Source organism: Blastococcus goldschmidtiae, from assembly GCF_031845325.1.
Classification (GTDB): domain Bacteria; phylum Actinomycetota; class Actinomycetes; order Mycobacteriales; family Geodermatophilaceae; genus Blastococcus; species Blastococcus goldschmidtiae.
In genome coordinates this window covers 353695-372428 of the sequence record NZ_JAVREI010000002.1, presented here as the reverse complement: position 1 = coordinate 372428, position 18734 = coordinate 353695, and the positions used below count along the sequence as shown (strand labels likewise).

The 18734-nt window shown below is 71.7% G+C and carries 13 protein-coding genes and 2 pseudogenes; 6 read left to right on the top strand and 9 right to left on the bottom strand.

Going from position 1 to position 18734, the window contains the following annotated elements; translation table 11 throughout:
• Positions 1 to 33: 33 nt before the first annotated feature.
• From RM425_RS06495 to merA, 4 genes are all read right to left on the bottom strand, one after another.
• Complete coding sequence (locus tag RM425_RS06495) at positions 34 to 798, bottom strand: cation diffusion facilitator family transporter (protein WP_311344446.1); 765 nt, start codon at positions 796 to 798, stop codon at positions 34 to 36.
• Positions 799 to 803: 5 nt separating this feature from the next.
• Positions 804 to 1178: an ArsR/SmtB family transcription factor gene (locus tag RM425_RS06490; RefSeq protein ID WP_311344445.1), complete on the bottom strand. Its 375-nt coding sequence runs from the start codon at positions 1176 to 1178 to the stop codon at positions 804 to 806.
• A gap of 286 nt (positions 1179 to 1464) precedes the next feature.
• Complete coding sequence (locus RM425_RS06485) at positions 1465 to 2703, bottom strand: MFS transporter (protein WP_311344365.1); 1239 nt, start codon at positions 2701 to 2703, stop codon at positions 1465 to 1467.
• A 184-nt stretch (positions 2704 to 2887) separates the two neighbouring features.
• Complete coding sequence (merA, locus tag RM425_RS06480; protein WP_311344364.1) at positions 2888 to 4255, bottom strand: mercury(II) reductase; 1368 nt, start codon at positions 4253 to 4255, stop codon at positions 2888 to 2890.
• Between the two features lie 86 nt (positions 4256 to 4341).
• Here merA and RM425_RS06475 point away from each other — a divergent pair, with 86 nt between their 5' ends.
• From RM425_RS06475 to RM425_RS06460, 4 genes are all read left to right on the top strand, one after another.
• Entirely contained in the window at positions 4342 to 4767 is a 426-nt protein-coding gene (locus RM425_RS06475; RefSeq protein WP_311344363.1) for a heavy metal-responsive transcriptional regulator, read from the top strand.
• Between the two features lie 429 nt (positions 4768 to 5196).
• Positions 5197 to 5697 carry a hypothetical protein gene (locus tag RM425_RS06470; RefSeq protein WP_311344362.1) on the top strand — a complete coding sequence of 167 codons (501 nt, stop codon included), beginning with the start codon at positions 5197 to 5199 and terminating at the stop codon, positions 5695 to 5697.
• An 89-nt stretch (positions 5698 to 5786) separates the two neighbouring features.
• Complete coding sequence (locus RM425_RS06465; RefSeq protein ID WP_311344361.1) at positions 5787 to 7481, top strand: N-6 DNA methylase; 1695 nt, start codon at positions 5787 to 5789, stop codon at positions 7479 to 7481.
• The gene (locus RM425_RS06460; protein ID WP_311344360.1) at positions 7478 to 8518 is read left to right on the top strand and encodes a hypothetical protein; all 1041 of its coding nucleotides are present in this window, start codon (positions 7478 to 7480) and stop codon (positions 8516 to 8518) included. Before RM425_RS06465 ends, RM425_RS06460 begins: the two co-directional genes overlap by 4 nt.
• A gap of 211 nt (positions 8519 to 8729) precedes the next feature.
• Here the strand turns inward: RM425_RS06460 and RM425_RS06455 are convergent, their stop codons facing one another.
• From RM425_RS06455 to RM425_RS21625, 4 genes and pseudogenes are all read right to left on the bottom strand, one after another.
• Complete coding sequence (locus RM425_RS06455) at positions 8730 to 9221, bottom strand: Mov34/MPN/PAD-1 family protein (RefSeq protein WP_311344359.1); 492 nt, start codon at positions 9219 to 9221, stop codon at positions 8730 to 8732.
• Positions 9203 to 11038 (bottom strand): ThiF family adenylyltransferase, encoded by a 1836-nt coding sequence (locus RM425_RS06450; RefSeq protein ID WP_311344358.1) that lies wholly within the window; start codon positions 11036 to 11038, stop codon positions 9203 to 9205. The genes RM425_RS06455 and RM425_RS06450 overlap by 19 nt, the downstream gene beginning before the upstream one ends.
• A 548-nt stretch (positions 11039 to 11586) precedes the next feature.
• Complete coding sequence (locus tag RM425_RS06445) at positions 11587 to 11904, bottom strand: hypothetical protein (RefSeq protein WP_311344357.1); 318 nt, start codon at positions 11902 to 11904, stop codon at positions 11587 to 11589.
• 55 nt (positions 11905 to 11959) lie between these two features.
• A pseudogene (locus RM425_RS21625) lies at positions 11960 to 12154 on the bottom strand (transposase); the annotation flags it as partial.
• A gap of 18 nt (positions 12155 to 12172) precedes the next feature.
• On the opposite strand from RM425_RS21625, the gene RM425_RS06440 reads away from it, so the two are divergent.
• Positions 12173 to 12352 (top strand): hypothetical protein, encoded by a 180-nt coding sequence (locus tag RM425_RS06440; protein WP_311344356.1) that lies wholly within the window; start codon positions 12173 to 12175, stop codon positions 12350 to 12352.
• A 15-nt stretch (positions 12353 to 12367) separates the two neighbouring features.
• Here the strand turns inward: RM425_RS06440 and RM425_RS21620 are convergent.
• Positions 12368 to 12583, bottom strand: a pseudogene (locus tag RM425_RS21620) (IS110 family transposase); the annotation flags it as partial.
• Between the two features lie 534 nt (positions 12584 to 13117).
• On the opposite strand from RM425_RS21620, the gene mobF reads away from it, so the two are divergent.
• A complete protein-coding gene (mobF, locus tag RM425_RS06435; protein WP_311344444.1) occupies positions 13118 to 18610 on the top strand; it encodes a MobF family relaxase in 5493 nt (1830 codons plus the stop codon).
• Positions 18611 to 18734 lie beyond the last annotated feature (124 nt).

The following is an 18734-nucleotide window of genomic DNA, read 5'->3' as shown; positions in this document are numbered from 1 at the left end:
CGGTCCGGGCGGCCGCAGGCCTCAGCGGGCCGGTCACCGGGCCTGTTCCCGGATCGTGATCTGAAGGAGCCCGGGCGCCGGGGCGGCGCTGGGCACGCAGCAGGCGTCGGTGCAGCCATCCGCGCAACCGCACCCCGAACGTGCGTCGTCGGCGTCCTCGCCGGGGCGGCCAGAGGTACAGCAGCCCTCGCCGCGCCAGGCCTCGAGGCCCTCCTTGACCGCGACCGCAGCGATGACCAGCCCGGCGACCGGGTCCGCCCAGCCCCAGCCGAGCGTGGCGTTGAGGACCAGCCCCACGAGCAGTACCGCGGACAGATAGGTGCACAGCATGGTCTGGGTTCCGTCGGCGACGACGGCGTTCGATCCGAGCGCGCGGCCGGTGCGCCGCTGCGCCCAGGACAGGAAGGGCATGACGATCAGCGAGGCGGTCGCGAGGCCGATTCCGACCATCGAGGACTCCGGTTCGGCGCCGAAGAGGAGGGCGCGGACGGACTCGAAGGCGACGTAGCCGGCCAGGGCGAAGAACGACAGCGCCATCAACCGCAGCGCTGTCCGCTCCCGGCTTTCAGGTAGCCGGTGGCGGAACTGCCACAGGATGATCAGGCCGCTGGAGACCTCGACGATCGAATCGAGGCCGAAGCCGATCAGCGCCACCGAGCCGGCAGCGACGCCTGCGGTGATGGCGATGACCGCTTCGACGACGTTGTAGCTGACCGACGCGCCGGCCAAGAGCTGCGCCCGGCGGCCGAGCCGGCGGCGCCTCTGCGGGGAGAGCTCAGGGCGGCCGTGGGCCTCCATCGTCCTCACCGGCTCGCTTCCTCGCCGTAGGTCGGACACAGGGCCACGGCATCGCCGGTCGTGGCGAGCAGCCGCTCGGCGGCGGCGAGCACAACCAGCAGCTCTGCGCCGGTCGCCAGTGACCACATCGACGCCCGACCCTGCGGCCGGGAAGTCACCAACCCGCAGTCCCGCAGGCAGGCGAGGTGCGCCGAGACCGTCGACTGCGCCAACCCGAGGTGGGCGGTCAGCTCGACCACCTTGTGCTCGCCGAGTGCGAGGTGCCGGAGGATGGCAAGCCGCGTGGGATCGCCCAGGCTGCGGAACATGCACGCCGCCGCGGACAGTGCGGCGGCTTCGTTGACCCCCGGCCCCTCGGCGCTGTCCGTCATGGAATCCATCGTCACGCGGCGATGATAGCCGACACTACCGGCGGCAACCGGGTGGCCAGGCGGATCGAGTCTCACTCACGCAAGGCCTCCCGTGGGCTGCGGTGATGCCTTCCGGTGTTCCGGGGCAAGCGCTACCTCAACTGCGTGCTGACGGGCCCGGCTGGCAAGCGGGTTGAGTCAGTGAGGCCATCCGCGACGAGATCGAAGCCCGTGGCCGCGGGCTGCTCACCGGGATGCAGGTATGCATGCGCCCCACCACTGAGCTACGCATCGGCGAACCGAGCCTGGCCGTCGCTCAGTCCGGACTCCGCGGGACTGCCTCGTGCGACGGTGCCGGTGTGCGGCTGGCGGCGAAGCCGACGACAGCGGCGAGCAGCAGCAGGATGCCGCCGAGGTAGTAGACGGCGCGGATGCCCACGGTGTCGGCGAGCAGCCCGCCGGCCCCGAGGCTGGCCAGGCGCCCGCTCTGCCAGAGCAGGTCCATGAGGGCGAAGACCCGCCCGCGAGTGCGGTCGGTGACGTGCGACTGCAGCAGGCTGTTGAAGGTGACAGCGCCGGTGGAGGTTCCGACGCCGTACAAGGCCAGGGTGGCGGCGGCGACCGGCAGCGAGCGGATCGAGGCCAGCACCAGGTCGACGAGGCCGCGCAGCACGTAGGGGCCGAACACGTACATCGGGCGGCGCGGGTCGGGGATCAGCCGCAGCAGCAGGGTGGGGCCCAGGGCGGCGCCCACGCCGATCGCGCCGACCAGGATCCCGTAGGCGTTCGCCGGCGCGCCCAGGTGTTCGGCGGCCAGGACGACCAGCAGCGCGCTGGTCGCCCCGGCCGACAGTGCGGCGAGCAGCTGGCCGATGGCCAGTGCGCGCAGCAGCCGGTCCCGGCCGACCATCGCCACACCCTCGCGGGCCTCGGCCAGCAGCCGGCGGCGGCCGACCTCACGTGGCGGCGCGACCGGCCGCAGTCCGCGTAGCGCCAGCGCCGAGACGAGGAAGCTCGCGGCGTTGAGGCCGAACGCCCAGCCGGGGCCGACGAGGGCGACCAGCCCGCCGGCCAGCGGCGCGAGGACGACCTGTGACAGCACCGCCGCGGTCCAGACGGCGCTGTTGGCCGCGACGATCTCCCGGTCGGCCACGACCGAGGGCAGCACGCTGTTGGCGGCCGGGTTAAAGAATGCAGCGCCGGCCGACAGCCCGAACGCGACCGCGTAGATGACCAGCGGGTCGTCGTGCCAGACCACTAGAACGCCAGCCAGGGCGGCGCGGAGTACGTCGGCGGCGACCATCACCTGGACGCGGGGCAGTCGGTCGACGACCACCCCGGCGATCGGGGCGATGAGCAGCACCGGGACGATCTCGGCGACTACGACGCCGGCCACGCCCAACCCCGAGCCGGTCAGCCGGTAGATCAGGATGGCCAACGCGACGAAGCTGAAGATGTCGCCCCACTGGCTGACCGTCCGCGCCGTCCACAGCAGCCGGAAGTCCGGCTGGGCCAGCACGGCGCGCATCCCCGGCCGCCGCTCGTCGCCCGCCACGCCCCTCCTGTCCTTCGTCACCGGGGTTCCACTGCCCGACCGTCCGGGCCAAGCCTCGCTCCGCCCTCGCCGGGTTGGCCGTCCTGGTGAACGTCTGGGCCTCCCCGTACTGCCGTCCAGGCACTCCGGCACTGGTACCTGAGCGAACGCAACCGACCCGCAGCGCCCACCACGATGCCTCTGCTCATGCGCAGCAGCTGGTCGGCTTGTCGGTGCGGAACAGTCCGGCGGCGATGCGCAGCGCTTCGCTCATCGTGAGGTACGGCGCCCACGTGTCGGCCAGGTCGTCGACGGTCAGCCCGAACTTGATCGCGTAGGTGGCGGCAAGCATGACGTCGCCGGCGCCGTCGAGCGCGGCGTGCACGCCCAGCACCTGTCCGGTGTCGGCGTCGATGACCAGCTTGAGGGCGCCGCGGGTGTCCCGGTTGGCCAGCGCCCGCGGGATGTCCTGCGCGCCGAGCACCCGGCAGTCGCACGCGTGACCGCGCGCCAGCGCCTGCTCCTCGGTGAGGCCGGCGCCGCCCAGCTGCGGCGTCGTGAACGTCACCCCGGGCAGTCCGCGGTAGTCCACGGTTGTCGGCGCACCAAGGGCTCCTGCGGCAGCGGCGTGCCCGGTCTGCGCGGCGACGTAGACGTACTGCGGCGCTCGGGACACGTCGCCGGCAGCGAAGATCCGCGGATTCGTGGTGCGCTGATGGGTGTCGACCACGACGAAGCCCCGCTCATCGGTCTTCACCCCCGCCGCCTCCAGACCCAGGTCGCCGGTGTCGGCGTACCGGCCGGTGGCCACCAGAAGTCGCTGCCCTTTCGCCTCCCCGCCGCCGCTTGTCGTGACCACGACGCCGTCGGCGCTGCCGGCCACGGCCACCCCGCGCTCCTCGACCACGGTGATGCCGTCGTCGGCGAACACCTCACGCAAGACCGCGGCGATCTCGGGCTCCGTGTGCGGCGCGAACCGGCCTACGACGGTGACCTGCACGCCCAGGTGCGCGAAGAGCTGCGCCTGCTCCAGCCCGACGTAGCCGCCGCCCAGCACGATCAGCGACTCCGGCAGCCGGGTCAGCTCCATCGCCGTGGTGGAGGTCAGGTAGTCGACGCCGGCCAGGCCAGGCAGGTCGGGGATGTGCGGGGCCGCGCCGGTGGCCACCACGTACGCAGGCGCCACCAGTGGCTGCCCGTCGACCTCGAGGGTCTGCTCGTCGACGAAGCGGGCGTGCCCGTACCGGACGGGGAAACCGTGCGCCTCGGCGACGTCGGCGTACTTGAGCTGCCGCAGCCGGTCGATGAGCTCCTGCTTCTGATCGGTCAGTGCGGCCATGTCCACGTCGCCGGCGCCGGTCGGTACGGCCGGGAACGGGTTGGCCTGTGCACGGTGCCGCCAGCCGGCGGCGGCGAGCAGGTTCTTGCTCGGTACGCAGCCGATGTTCAGGCAGGTCCCGCCCAGCGGTCCATGCTCGACCAGCACGGCCGACTTGCCGCGCGAGCGCGCCTCGATGCCGGCGGCCATCGCCGCCCCTCCGGTTCCGATAACGACCAGGTCCACTGCATCCACGTGCCGCTCCTCCGCTTGGCTCGATGATCTGGTAGCCGACGCTAGGGCTTCCACTGCACTGGAAGGTCAAGTCGTAGGGTGCGCCGGTGCGTATCGGCCAGCTCGCCGCCCGAACCGGGCTGACGACCAAGACGATCCGGTTCTACGAATCCGCCGGCGTACTTCCCGCACCAGCTCGGCGTCCCTCCGGCTACCGGGACTATGACGAGGGCGCCGTCGCCCGGTTGGCATTCGTCAAAGCGGCCCAAGCCGCCGGACTCAGCCTGGCCGAGATCCGCGAGATCATCACCGTCCGGGCGAGCACCGGAGCTCCGTGCCAGCACGTCCTCACCCTGCTGGACAGCCACGCCGCCGACCTCGACCGGCGCATCGCCGAGCTGACCGCGTTACGCGCGGACGTCGAACGGCTCCGCTCCCGGGCGGGCACCCTGGACCCGGCCACCTGCGACCCCGCTGTCGTCTGCCAAGTGATACAGGCCGACGTCGTTACGCAGCCCGTGCCCACCACCTGACGCCGGATCACGTGTCCTGGCGCTAACTTGGGCGACGACGACGATCTCCAGCCTTTCACGCTGGCCATGCCGGTTCGATCCCGGTTACCCGCTCGCCGCACTGACCAGCTCGTATGCCCGTCTGCGCAGCTCAGCGCGGCTTTGACGCCGCGCCCGTGCCTTAACGGTGCTGACCCCTACTGACCGCTGAGCACCGGCTTTAGCCGGTGCTTAAAAGCACGGATATGGCACGCCCTGGCTATGAGCGACCTCGACGTCGCTGTGCTGACCGGAGACGTTGGTCGAGGACGTGTGCCCTCGCCGTGGGGCATCGACGCCTCGCCTTTGCGCGGGCCAAGCCAGTTGCTCAGGCCGCGTAACTCTGCCAGTCAGCGAGCGCGCACCTCCCTACTCCGCGAAGTTGTCGTAGGCGGGGCCCACACTGCCGGGGTGCGCTACGACGAGTTGATGGATGCGATCGCCAGCACCTCACCGACCGACTGGGCGACCCTGTCGCCACCTTCGGTGGAGCGATTCAAGACGAGCGGAGGTGACGATCTTGAGGTGTGGCTGGCCGGCCACGGCTCTGTCGCCCATCTGCGTAGCGACCTGGACGTCTCTGTCGCGTGGGGTGCAGACCAACACGATGGTCCCTGGGAAGGCGTCTGGGGTCAGTGGTCCACGTTCCCCGATCAGAGCAACTACGGCGTGTGGGCCGAGGTCCTCTGGCGCGGCCAGCCGGTGCACCGCCAGGTTCTGGCGTCCGCCGATGGCGGACGGCACTACCTTCCGGCCCCGAACGCGGTCATGAAGCCCAACAACCGAGAGATCGAGAAATGGGTCGTCGAACGGGATGACCTGCCGTTGGCCCGCCTGATCGACGGCCTAGCGCACCCCCACTCGGACCTCGACCAAACGCTGCAAACCACCGGGCTAGAGATCCGCGGCTGACTTCGGGTCTCCACCAACAGATGAGCGACACAGCAGCCGACATCAGGCCGCATCCGCCCCTCCCGACGCCGATGAGCGAGACTGCCGCCGTGGCTCTTCCTCTCTCCTCTGCTTCGCTGGACACCGCAGAGCTCCGGAAGGCCCGGGGCGCCTTCTTCACCCCCGAGCCGGTGGCCCGCCATGTCACCGACTGGGCGGTCAGATCGACCGACGACAAGGTGCTGGAGCCCTCGTGCGGTGAAGCGGCCTTTTTGCTTGCCGCAGTCGACCGCCTGCATGCGATGACGGTGTCCGCTCCCGCAGACGCCGCCAAAGCTAGCTCCGGGGTGCTGGATGGGGTGGAACTACACAGGCCGTCCGCGGCTGCAGCGCAGCGCGTGCTGAACGCCGCCGGGGTGCGCTCCCGGGTGCGGGCAGCTGACTTCTTCACCGTCGAACCGACCGGCTCCTATGACGCCGTCGTCGGAAATCCGCCCTATGTCCGCTACCAAGACTTCGCCGGCGAAGCCCGAACAAGGTCACGCGCCGCAGCCCTGCGGGCCGGAGTCACGCTCACCGGCCTGGCCTCCTCGTGGGCTGCGTTCACCGTCCACTCGGCCCTGTTCCTCAAGCCAGGTGGACGGCTCGGTCTGGTTCTGCCCGCAGAGCTGCTGAGCGTCAACTACGCCGCCGAGGTCCGCCGCTTCCTGCTCGAGCGCTTTGCATCGGTGGACCTGGTTCTGTTCACCGAACGGGTCTTTCCCGGGGTGCTGGAGGAAGTGGTGCTCTTGATGGCCGAGGGCTACCAGGAAGGCCCTACGGACCACGCCAACGTCTACCAGGTCCAGAACGCCGCCGAGCTGGCTCGAGTGCCCGCCGGCCGTACCTGGCGCCCCCTGCGGCCGGAGGACAAGTGGACTCCCGGCCTGCTTCCCACCGACGCCCTCACCGCCTACAGCGCGCTGCTCGCCGGGTCAGGGTTCACCGACCTGGAGACCTGGGGCGACACCACGCTGGGGATGGTGACCGGCAACAACAAGTACTTCACCCTCTCCCCCGCTCGCGTAGCCGAGTTGGGGCTGCGATCCACGGACTTGCTGCGCCTGTCCCCTCCCGGCAGCCGGCACCTGCGGGGCCTGGCCCTGACCACCCCCGCACTCGCCGACCTCGGTGAGGAAGGGTCAGCGACGTGGCTGTTCCGCCCCTCAGACGAGCCTTCGCCCGCGGCCTGGGAGTACATCGAGGCCGGCCACACCGCCGGAGTGCACCTGGCCTACAAGTGTCGGGTCCGGAAGCCCTGGTGGCGGGTCCCCCTAGTCCGACCGGCCGATCTCTTGCTGACCTACATGAACGCCGACACTCCCCGCCTGACGACGAACCAGGCCAAGGCCTATCACCTCAACTCCGTCCACGGGGTCTACCTGCGCGGAGGACTGCGAGACGCCGGACGCAGCCTTCTCCCGCTCGGCTCCCTGACGTCGATGACCCTGCTCGGAGCGGAAACCGTAGGGCGGGCCTATGGCGGCGGCATGCTCAAACTCGAGCCCCGAGAGGCTGACCGGCTACCCGTGCCAGCACCAGAACTTCTCCAGGCAGCCGCCCCCGACCTGGCCACGATCAAGCCCCGCGTGGCCCAGTACCTGAAAGGCGGCCGCCTCACCGACGCGGTACGCCTGGTCGACGACGTGTTGCTGTCCGGCCAGCTCGGCCTGCCGGCCAGCGAGCTGGGCGCTCTTCGTGATGCCCACGCCGAGCTCAGCGCCCGACGCACCGCCCGCGGCGCGGACGCAGGCATCCAGCGATGAGCGCCAAGACCCTCAAGGCCGAAGCCTGGGCTCTCTACGACGCACTCATCGCCCGCGCCAGCACCTCCGATTACACCAATCCCTGGCACCGCACCGACGACGGTCGCTTGGAGTACCGACCCGACTTCGACACCCTGCGCCGGTTACTGGGAGTACCCCTGCTGCTGAAGGCGACTTCACAGTCCGGGGTGCCGGCGCTGGCACTGGACGTCTGGACGGCCTACGAACTCCGGCGCGCCGGCTTCGCCCCAGACCTGGTGTGGCCCCGCGCCGAGCCGCCACGCATCTTGCCCTCCACCCTGGTCGCCCTGCGGGAGCTGGCCACCGTTAAGCAGCGCAAGGTACTCGACGAGATGCTCGCCTCCGGCAAGACGTACAAGAACGAGACCGGCGCCAGCGCCAACATCCTGGGCAAGAACTACGTCAAGCAGGTCGACGTCGTCATGTCCGCCTGGAACACCGGCCCAGAGATCATGATCTCCACTAAGCGGATGGACTCCTCGTTCGGTAAGAACGCCGCCAACCGCGTCGAGGAAAGCTACGGCGACGCCAAGAACCTCCGCAGCCGCCACCCCCAGGCCGCCCTCGGGTTCGTCTACGGCCTGCGCTCCACCGCCCTGTCTGAACAGAACGTCGCCACCGCCGAGTGGATCATCGACCTGCTCGGCAAGCTCGGCCGCGAAGATGATGCCTACGACGCCGTCGCGCTGCTCATTCCGGAATGGCCCGACGGCGACTCCGCGGCCACGGAGGACGACGACGAAGACGACGAGAACCCGCTCGTGGCCGCCGGCGTCGAGCCCGCCACCGAGGGCGAAGACGAACAACTTCCGCTCGAGCTGCCCGCCAGCGAGCTCGACCAACGCCTAGCGGAACTGCCCGACGTCGCTCTGCGCACCGACGCCGTCCCCCGCCACCTCTCCCCCGACGTCTTCTTCGCCACCGTGGTCAACCGGGTCCTGGACAACTGCCCCATCACGTTCCACACCGAAGCCCGCAGACGACGGCGGGAGCCTGTGGCCGCGCCACCGCGCTGACCAGAACACAGCGAGCGCCCCGGTGATCCACCTCCGAGCAAGTCGACTCGGGCCAACACATGCGAGCCCCACGTGATGCACGACGGCGGTCGCCTGCCAGCGTAGCGGGCACCACTCGCTTCCCGGATCTCTTCAGCTAGGTCCAGTTGGTGCAGTCCTTTGCACCCGCATGTGCTCCTGCCTGGGGTGCCGGGCCCGCTCCGGCTCGCGGCTACTGCCACACCTCCAGCGTCAAGCGCCACAGAGGCCGCCGTCGGCGAATTTGCTGGCGAACGACGACCTGCCACAGCGGGCCGCCGGCCAACAGTGCCATCACCGGGTAGGGAGCGCGGGCATCGGCGTGCGCGGCGATGCGTCGCAGGGTGGCCCGGTCCGTGCTGCTCAGCCGTGCTGTGCCTCGCGGGTGGGTGTGCCAGTCACCGAGGTACTGCAGCCGGCGGCCGGCTTGCTCATACGCGTCGGCGAGTTGCGCCTCCTGCCACGCGGCATCCGGGGTGAACGAAGTGGACCGGTGGGTGGCGTCCGGGCCGGGGCCGATGACCTGAGTGATCACCACGCTGCCCGGACATGTGGACCAGCCGAGCAACAAGCCGCCGGTCTCCAGCGGGAACGCCCGCTGCGCCTCGCGGAGCGCCTCCTCCAGGGCCGCACCGGCCCACCACACTTGGCCGGTGCGGCCGGAGGTCAGTGCTCGCCACCGCATGACGGGTGCACCGGCAGTTCCAGCCCAGTCCATGCGGGCGGCACCGGCACGCCGTCATGGGTGCGCAGAGTGAGCATCTGCAGATCATGGCCGCTGTCGGGGTACCCGCTGGACTGGCCCGCCTGCAGTGTTGCGACAGCGACCCGGGTGGCGTGCAGGGCCACCTCCGCCAGGTCGAATCCCGTCCCGGTGAAGGTCGGGTCGGCGCAGCCGGCCGGTTGGACGCTCGCCTGTTCCGGTGCGGCCGGCGGGTCCGGGATGGATCCGTCGTCCAAGCCGTACTCCAGGCAGGCCCAGCAGGCGGCTTCCGGTACCGGTCGCAGGCGCACGATCCGGCCACCCCAGCCGCCGTTGGTGGCCGACGCCGCCAGGTAGGGCTTGCCGCGCCGACGCGCCAGCCAGGCGAGCGCCTGCTGCAGTCCCTTCTCCGCGGTGCAGTCCACGACGAGGTCCACCTGGTCGATGACGTCGTTCCAGATGACAATCTCGTTGCGCTCGTCCGGACTTCGCTCGGCGCGCGGTGCGCCGAGTGAGTACTCCGCCGCGGTGACCCCAATTGCTGGCGCGACGCGCAGTGCGATCTGCGACCCGACGGCGGCCTTGCTCCAGCCGACCATGTCCAGGTGCGCGGCGTGCCGGACGAGGTTTCCCGGCTCGAGGTGGTCACGATCGACCACGGTGAGCTGCCCCAGGCCGGCTCGCGCCAGGTGTTCGACGACCGTGCCGCCCAACGCGCCGACGCCGAACACGGCGACATGACGGGCGCGCAAGCCGGCCAGCTCAGGGACCCGGTCAGCCATGTCGGCCCGCCCGGCATACCCCGCGCGGACGAGGTGGGTCGTGATCTTCCCGGTCGGTGCCTGCGGGCGGCGATTGCGGCCACCGGTTCGCGGCGGCTGCGGACGGGCGCCGCCCTGGCGAAGGCGGACGAGGAAGACCCACCCGTCACCGGTGCCCCGGTGAACCCGCTCCTCCGGGAAGGTCAGCCCGACGATCTGCACGTCCCACCCCAGGGCAGAGCGTGGGGCCGGCTGCCACCCTCCGTCGAACAGGTCCGGGACGACCTTCTTGGCCGCCTCCAGGAACGCCGCCGGGGTGTCGGCGTGCACGGGAGCGTTCAACCGGGCCCAGCGCCCCGTGTACGGCAGCGGGAACCGGTCCGGGTTCTGACCGGAGAGCCGGCCGACGGGCAGACCGTGCTCGTCGGCGATGGTGAACGCCGCGCCGTGCAGGAACCCGATACCCGGCGGATTGTCGACGCCCGCCGGGTCCAGGCGGTGCAGCCTGAGCTGGAGCCGCCCCTGGGTCGCCGCCGCCGGCAGCGTCCAGGTGCTGTCGACGAGGATCATCGAACCGGGCGCGAAGCAGGTGTAGTAGTCCGTCCACGGCTCGGCCTGCACCTGTTCCACCCCCGACAGGGCCGCGATCTCCTCCGCCGAGGAGGCGATCGCTTGACCTGCGGTCAGGGTCTTGGGCAGCTGGGTGGTCAGCAGCCACGCCAGGGTGTCCCCGGTGCGCCACAACGCCGTCGACCGGCCGAGCAGGCACAGGTCCCCACTGAACGGATGCACGTGGTGCGTCATCGTCGCGGCGTCCGCGCCGGTGAGACCGACCGACGGCCGGACGAACGGGTACAGGTCGGGGAACGTCACGGTGAGATCGGTCGGCTGACCGGCGATGGCGGTGACCCGCAGCTGCACGACGCCCGCCGCGCGTGCGCCCTCGTCCATGACATGGCGAACCCCGGCCGCCTCGAGGTGCTCGAGCTCGTTCTCGAGGCGGCCGGGGAACTCCTCCCACCAGGGACGCGCGCTCAACCGACTGGCCGGTCCTTCGGCGGACGCGGCGGGTTCGGCGGGCCCGGGGGCGGCCCGGGCGGCGGCCCGGGCGGCGGCTTGGGGCTGTGCGGGTGCTCTGGGTGCTCCGGGTGGTCCGGGTGGTCCGGGTGGTCGGGCTTATGCGGCTGCCCAGGCATGAGGCTCCTCTCGATCGGCGCCGTGACCGGCGACACAAGAACCATCTCAGACGCCACTGACAGTTCCGGTTTCTGCGGCTGCAGAAGGCGGCCTGCTTGCCAACGCGGAGCGGGAGAGAAGTACATGAGGCGACCGCCCTCGCTTCGACCGACACGTCCGCCGACACGGGCCATCGCCGGCGTCGCGGCGACAGCCGGACTGTGAGTCATTTCCCGGACGCCCGCCCTCAGCCTCCCGTCCAGGGAGGGAGGCCGGATGCCGAGCCATCCGTGGCGCCCCTCGGTCACCGCACTACCGCCAACCTCAGGAGCGACACAGACCCGTGAATAGGTGAGTTGCAGGCGCGCGTGAGCGCCCCGGGCGCCAGCCCGGGGTTGTCACCCCGCTGGTCAGGCGGCCGGATGGTTCAGGGTGACGTTGTGTCCGAGCTTCTCCAGTTGGGCGACCAGCCGGCGGGTGTGGGCCTCGTTGCGGCGGGCGAGCCAGTCGGGACCGAGATCTCGGTAGGGCTCGTCGCGCTGCAGCATGTAGTAGGCCGAGACGAGGATCGAGTGGGCGACCGCCACCTGAGCTCGGCTCATCCCGCGCCGGGCGGTGAGCCGCGCGTGCTGGGCGGCGAGGTAGTTCTTGCCCTTCATCCGCCCGACCGAGCCGGCGGCCTCGACCAACATCGCGGTCAGCCACTTGTTGCCCGGGCGAGTGTTCACTGCGGTGTGCTTGCCGGCTGATTCGTGGACGCCTGGCGCCACGTCCGGCCCAGGCGGCCAGGTGCGCTGCCGACGGGAAGCGGGACATGTCCGCACCGGTCTCCGCGACGATCACCTGCGCGACCTTCTCCCCCACCCCCGGAATCGTCTGTAGCAACTCCAGCTGGTGCGACCACGGTGTGAACGCGGTGGCGAGCACGGCGTCGAGTTCGGCGAGGGCGTCCTCGACCAGCTCCAGGCGGTGCAGCATGGAGCGGGCCAACTGGGCATGGCCGGCGTCGAAGTGGCCGGTGAGCGCCTCGGTCAGGGCCGGGATCTTGGCGCGCATCTTGCCTTTGGCCAGCACGGCGAGAACTGCGGGATCACGCTCGCCGGCGATCAGCGCGTTCAGCATGGCCCGCGCGGAGACCGTGGTCAGGCTCGAGGCGACCACCGAGAGCTTGATTGAGGCGTCTTCCAGCATGAGCTCCAGCCGGGTCGCTTCCCGGGTGCGGTCGCCCATCAGCTGCACCCGGTAGCGGGTCAGCATCCGTAACCGGCGGACGTCTGGCGGCGGCACGAAGCTCGGGCGGACCAGCCCGCACTCCAGCAGCTGGGCGATCCACTCCGCGTCCCGCACGTCGGTCTTCCGCCTGGGGATGGCCTTGATGTGCGCGGCGTTGGCCAGCCAGACCTCCATCACTTCTTCCAGGCAGTAGAACGGCGCCTTCCGGACGACCGGCCCATTCTCATCCCCAAGGGCAGCGATCAAGATCGCAATCGATCACACCTCATGCACTGTCGGCCCAGAAGGTTGCGTGCTGCATCTAATGCGACTCGCGCCACAGCAGTTGCGGCGCCGGCGTCCTGAGTATTGACGCAGCTCGGCGGGCCTGTGGTCGCGTGCCCAAGTCGGTCGCGTATCGGCCGACCAAGCCACCTTCTGGCGGGCGGCCTTCCTGCCAGCCTGGGGCGCGTCCTCATTCGTCGGATGCCTCCGGTCCATCCCCGGCAGTGGAGCAGCAACGCGACCGGCCCTACGGCCGTCGGGCCTCCCCAGCGCCTGCAACGATCCGCCGGCCACCTCGATCCCTCCTGCCGGGTTGTAAGGATTCACACCCGCGATAGCGCTGTCCCGCGCCGATGAACGGCGGGGAACTGGAGAAGGCAGCGGAACGGGAGAACTACGCGAGAACCACTGGAGGTCTCGCTTCTACCGTCCGCGGCCGTGGTGATGTCGCTGCACAAGCTGACCGCGGGTGACGGGTACACGTACCTGACACGGCAGGTCGCAGCGCTGGATGCCACCGAACGCGGGCATGTGGGCCTGGGTGACTACTACTCACAGCGGGGCGAGTCGCCGGGCGTGTGGACCGGCAGCGGCCTGACCGGGCTGAACGGGATGAGCGCCGGGCAGCCGGTCGATGAGGCCCAGATGAAGGCACTGTTCGGCGAAGGCCGCCATCCCGACGCCGAGCGTCTGGAGCGGGACGCCCTGGCCGCCGGACGGACGCCGGAGCAGGCGCGCGCCGCCGGCGCCCTCGGCCAGCCGTTCCTCGTCTACCCCACACCCGCGGACGGCTTCCGATCCCGCTGCGCGCACAAGTTCGCCGCGGTCAATGCCGCCCGCGGGCTGCCCCGCGATGCGCCCGTGTCGGCGCCGGAACGGGCCCGCATCCGTGGCGTGGTGGCACGCGACATGTTCGCCGCCGAGCACGGCCGCCCACCCGCCGACGCCCGGGAGTTGTCCGGGTTCATCGCCCGGGCGTCGCGGCCGGCGACGAAGGCGGTGGCCGGCTACGACCTGACGTTCTCGCCGGTGAAGTCGGTCTCGGCGCTGTGGGCGCTGGCACCCCGTGGGATCGCCGAACAGATCGAGGCCGCCCACCACTCCGCGGTTGCCGACACCCTGGCCTGGCTCGAGCGGCACGCCGTCTTCACCCGGCTGGGCGCCGGCGGGGTGCGGCAGGTGGAGACCTCCGGGCTGATCGCCGCGGTGTTCACCCACCGCGACTCGCGCGCCGGTGATCCGGACCTGCACACCCATGTGGCGGTGAGCAACAAGGTGCAGACCCGCGACGGGCGGTGGCGGGCGCTGGACGGGCGGGTGTTGTACAAGGCCAACGTCGCGGCCTCGGAGCGGTACAACACCCGGCTGGAGGCCAATCTGGTGGCCGGGCTCGGGGTTCGCTTCGCCGAGCGTCCCGGCCGGGAGGACGGCAAGCGGTCAGTGCGGGAGATCGTCGGCCTCGACGCCCGGCTGCTGGCCGCCTGGTCCTCGCGGCGCCAGGCGATCGACGTCCGCCGCGGCGAGCTGGCCACCGACTTCCAGTCCGAGCACGGCCGGACGCCGACCACTCCCGAGGCGATCGCGCTGGCCCAGCAGGCCACGCTGGAGACGCGGGAGGCCAAGCACGAGCCTCGCTCGCTGGCCGAGCAGCGGGCGGCCTGGCGAGGGCAGGCCTTCGAAGTGCTCGGCGGGCCGACGGCGGTGGCCGGCATGCTCGGCGACGCCCTGCGCCCACGGGTCCGTGCCGTTGCGGTGGTGACCGATGCTTGGGTGCGTTCAGCCGCCGGCCGGGTGCTGGACACGGTCTCCGCGCAGCGCGCGACCTGGCAGGTCTGGCACGTACGCGCCGAGGCCGAGCGGTTCGTCCGGGCCGCCGACCTCGCGCCGGACGTCGTCGATGCCGCGGTGTCGCAGGTCAGCGCGGTCGCGCTCTCCCCTTCTCTGTCGATCCCGCTCCGCGAGTCGGATTCGGCGGTCGAGCCGCCGGAGCTGCGCCGCTCGGACGGGGCCAGCGTCTATACCGTCGCCGGCGCCCGGCTCTACACGTCCCAGCAGGTGTTGGACGCCGAGGCGCTGTTGCTAGCCGCCGCGGGACGCGCCGACGGCCGCCAGGCTGATCCTCGAGTGGTCGAACTGGCGCTGCTAGAGGTCACCGCCAACGGCACCGAGCTCAACCCCGGCCAGGCTCAACTGGTCCGGGACCTGGCCGGCAGCGGGATGCGGGTGCAGCTGGCGATCGCGCCCGCCGGTACGGGCAAGACCACCGCGCTGGCCGCGCTGGCCCGGGCCTGGACCGCCGGCGGCGGCGGCAGCGTGCTCGCTCTGGCGCCGTCGGCGGTGGCCACCGCCGGGCTGCGCGAGGCCGTCGGCGGCCACTGCGACACCGTGACGAAGCTGGTCTGGGCACTGGACACCGGCGACCGGCCGGCCTGGGCGACCGACATCGGCCCCGGCACGCTAGTGATCGTCGACGAGGCGGGCATGGCCGGCACCCGCGAGCTCGCCGCCGTCGTCGACCACGTGCTGGGGCGGGGCGGGTCGGTGCGGCTGGTCGGCGACGACCGACAGCTGGCCGCGGTCGCCGCCGGCGGAGTACTGGCCGAGATCGCCGCCACCCACGGCGCGGTGACGCTCACCCAGCTGGTCCGCTTCACCGATCCGGCCGAGGCCGCGGCCACCGTCGCCGTCCGCGACGGCGACACCACCGCGGTGGGCTTCTACCTCGACTCCGGCCGGGTGCACGTCGGAGACGCCGCCACCTGCGCCGAACACGCCTACACCGCCTGGGCCGCTGACCGGGCCCGCGGCGTCGACGCCCTGCTGCTGGCCGCCACCCGCGAGAGCGTGACCGTGCTCAACGCGCGGGCCCGCACCGATCGACTCGCCGCCCTCGGTGGACCGGCCGGCCCGGAGGTGGCGCTGGCCGACGGCACCCGGGCCGGCACCGGGGACCCGATCATCACCCGCACCAACGACCGGCGACTGCCGCTGGGCGCCGCGGACTGGGTGAAGAACGGCGACCGCTGGACCGTCACCGCCGTGCACGACGACGGCGCCCTCGCCGTCACCCACACCCGCAGCGCGCGGCGCATCACCCTGCCGGCCGGCTACGTCGCCGAGCACGTGCAACTGGGCTACGCGACCACTGTGCACGGCGCCCAGGGCGTCACCGCCGATACCTGCCACACCGTGCTCACCGGCAGCGAGAGCCGACAGCTGCTCTACGTCGCGCTCTCCCGCGGCCGCACCGCCAACCACCTCTATCTGGCCACCGTCGGGGATGGCGATCCGCACAGCATCGTCACCCCCGCCGCCGTCCATCCACCCGCCGCCACTGACCTGCTGATCGGCATGCTGGGCCGCGAGGGCGCGCAGACTTCGGCCACCGGGGCCCGCCGGGCGCTGGCCGACCCGGCCGAGCAGCTGCATCAAGCGGCCGCCCGGTACGCCGACGCACTGCGGTTCGCCGCCGCGCACCACCTCGGCGCCACCGCTGCAGAAGCACTGGAGAACGCCGCCGAACAGCTCCACCCTGGGCTGACCGGGGCTCCGGCCTGGCCCACACTGCACGGGCACCTGGCACTGCTCGCCGTCAGCGGCACCGATCCCATCGCCGCCTTGCGAACGGAGGCAGCCAGACGCGAGCTGAACGGCGTCCGCGACCCCGCCGCCGTCCTCGACTGGCGCCTGAGCGTGCCCGGTTCCAGTTCGGCGGCGCCGTTGCCGTGGCTGCCCGGCACGCCCACGGCCCTGGCCGACGACCCGCCCTGGGGCACCTACCTCGCCGCCTGCGCCCACCACGTCACCGGCTGCGCGGCACGGGTCGCCGACACCGCCGCCGCGATGACACCGGCCAGCGCACCCACCTGGGCGCGGTCGCTGCTGGGCGCCGACCAGGCACGCCTGCGGGCCGAGCTCGCCGTCTGGCGCGCTGCGCTCGCCGTCCCCGACAGCGACCGGCGCCCAACCGGCCCGCCCCACCCCGCGGCCGCCGAAAGCCGGCATCAGCAACGGCTGGACGACGCGGTGGCCGCCGCCAACCCGACACTTGGAGGCTCGGGATGGTCGCAGCTGGCCGACAGCATCGACCCCCGCGTGCGCCGGGACCCGCACTGGCCCGCACTGGCCGAACGGCTCACCGCCGCCGACCGCGCCGGCCTCGACGCCGCCGGCCTGCTCGCCGCGGTGGCAGCACAGCGACCGCTGCCCGACGACCTGCCCGCCGCGGCCCTGTGGTGGCGACTCACCCCTCACCTGGCCCCGGCCACCGTCTCCACCGGGCCGGGCGCCACCGTGGTCCGGCCGGATTGGTGCACCACCCTTCTGACGCTGCTGCCCGAGGAGCACGGGCAGCGCGTGCTGGCCACCCCCGCCTGGCCGGCCCTCGTCGCTGCGGTCACCGTCAGGATCCGCGACGGCTGGTCCCCCACCGACTTGCTCACCGCCGCGGTCGCCGGCCTGCCGGCAGCGGACAACGGCGACCGGACCGGAAACGAGCTGGCCGAAACGCTCGTCTTCCGGATCGCCGCCCTCACCGACCCCGCGCCCGTGCAGACACCCGAGCCGCTGCCGGCCGACCTGCAGCCACCCGACGACGCGCACCTGCTCCCACCGGCCGCCGACAGCACAGCTCACCCCGGCGCCGTCTGGGCTGACGGGCCCGACAACGACGACGATCTCCCCGAGCCCGACGACGATCCGTCGCTGGCCGAACCGCGGTACTTCACCCCACACCCCTTCGCCAGCGAGGAGCCGGCCGCTGACGAAGCGGACTACCTGCTCGAGCAGCACTTCTGGGCCACCGCCGTCGTCGGCCGCGACCGGCTGATCGAGCTCAACACCAAGGCGGCCGCGTTCTACACCGACCGCTACCCCGACTCGTGGGCGCCGAACTACCTCCGCGAACGGTTGGGCACCGACCTCACCGCCGACCCGCGATTCAGCCCCGGCTTCGCCCCCGCCTCCTGGACCGTCCTCCTCGACCACCTGCGGACGTCCGGCACCACCGACACCGAGCTGCTCGCCGCCGGCCTCGCCCAGCGTGCTCGCACCGGGGCGCTGATCGACCGGTTCCGCGACCGGCTCGTCTTCCCGATCCACGGCGCCGACGGCACCATCGTCGGGTTTATCGCCCGCCGCAACCCCGCGGCTGCCGACGACGGCCGTGCCGGACCCAAGTACTTCAACACCCCGGGTACGGACCTCTACACCAAGGGCGACCACCTGCTCGGGCTCTACGAAAGCCGGTCCGCGCTCGCTGCCGGTGCCGTCCCGGCCCTCGTTGAAGGACCGCTGGATGCTCTTGCGCTCACCCTCGCCGGCGACGGACGGACAGTTGGCGTCGCCCCCCTCGGCACAGCCCTCACCGATCGACAGGCCGACCTGCTCCGCCCCCACATCCGCGAGGGCGATCCCGGCATCCTCGTCGCTACCGACAACGACGCCGCCGGGCAGAGGGCCGCCGAGCGCATCTTCTGGCAGCTCACCGCGCGCGGCGACGACCCCCGCCGGCTCACCCTGCCCGACGGGCTCGACCCGGCCGACGTCCTCCGTCGCGACGGCGTCGTCGCGCTTCGCACGGCCATTGAGACCTCAAACAGCCTCGCCGATGCCCTTCTCGACGCCCGCCTCACCCCGGCCCGGAGCGACAGGAACCCCTTGGCCATCCAGGCGGGAGTGCGTGACGCGGCAGCCATCATCGTCGCCACACCACCAGCCCGGTGGCTGGCACACATCGACCGAGTCACCGAGACTCTGGGGGTCCCCCTGGGCGCCGTCCACGCCGCCGTGCTGGACACAGAACCGATCACCGCCAGGACCACGGCCAGTCCGCGGCAGGCTTCCCGGTTGGCGTCCCCCTACGACAATCCTGACCGGGCGGGTCATACGGGACGGCCGGCGCAGGGCGCACTGCCTGACCTGCACTACTCCCGTTAGACGTTCGGCTTACAGGACCAGCTCGGTCACCTGAGGAAGACACTGGCCGGGTGGACGACACCCGTGACGCGTATCTGAACGAAGTTCTCATGGGCGGCCGCGAACATGTCGCGATCACGATCTT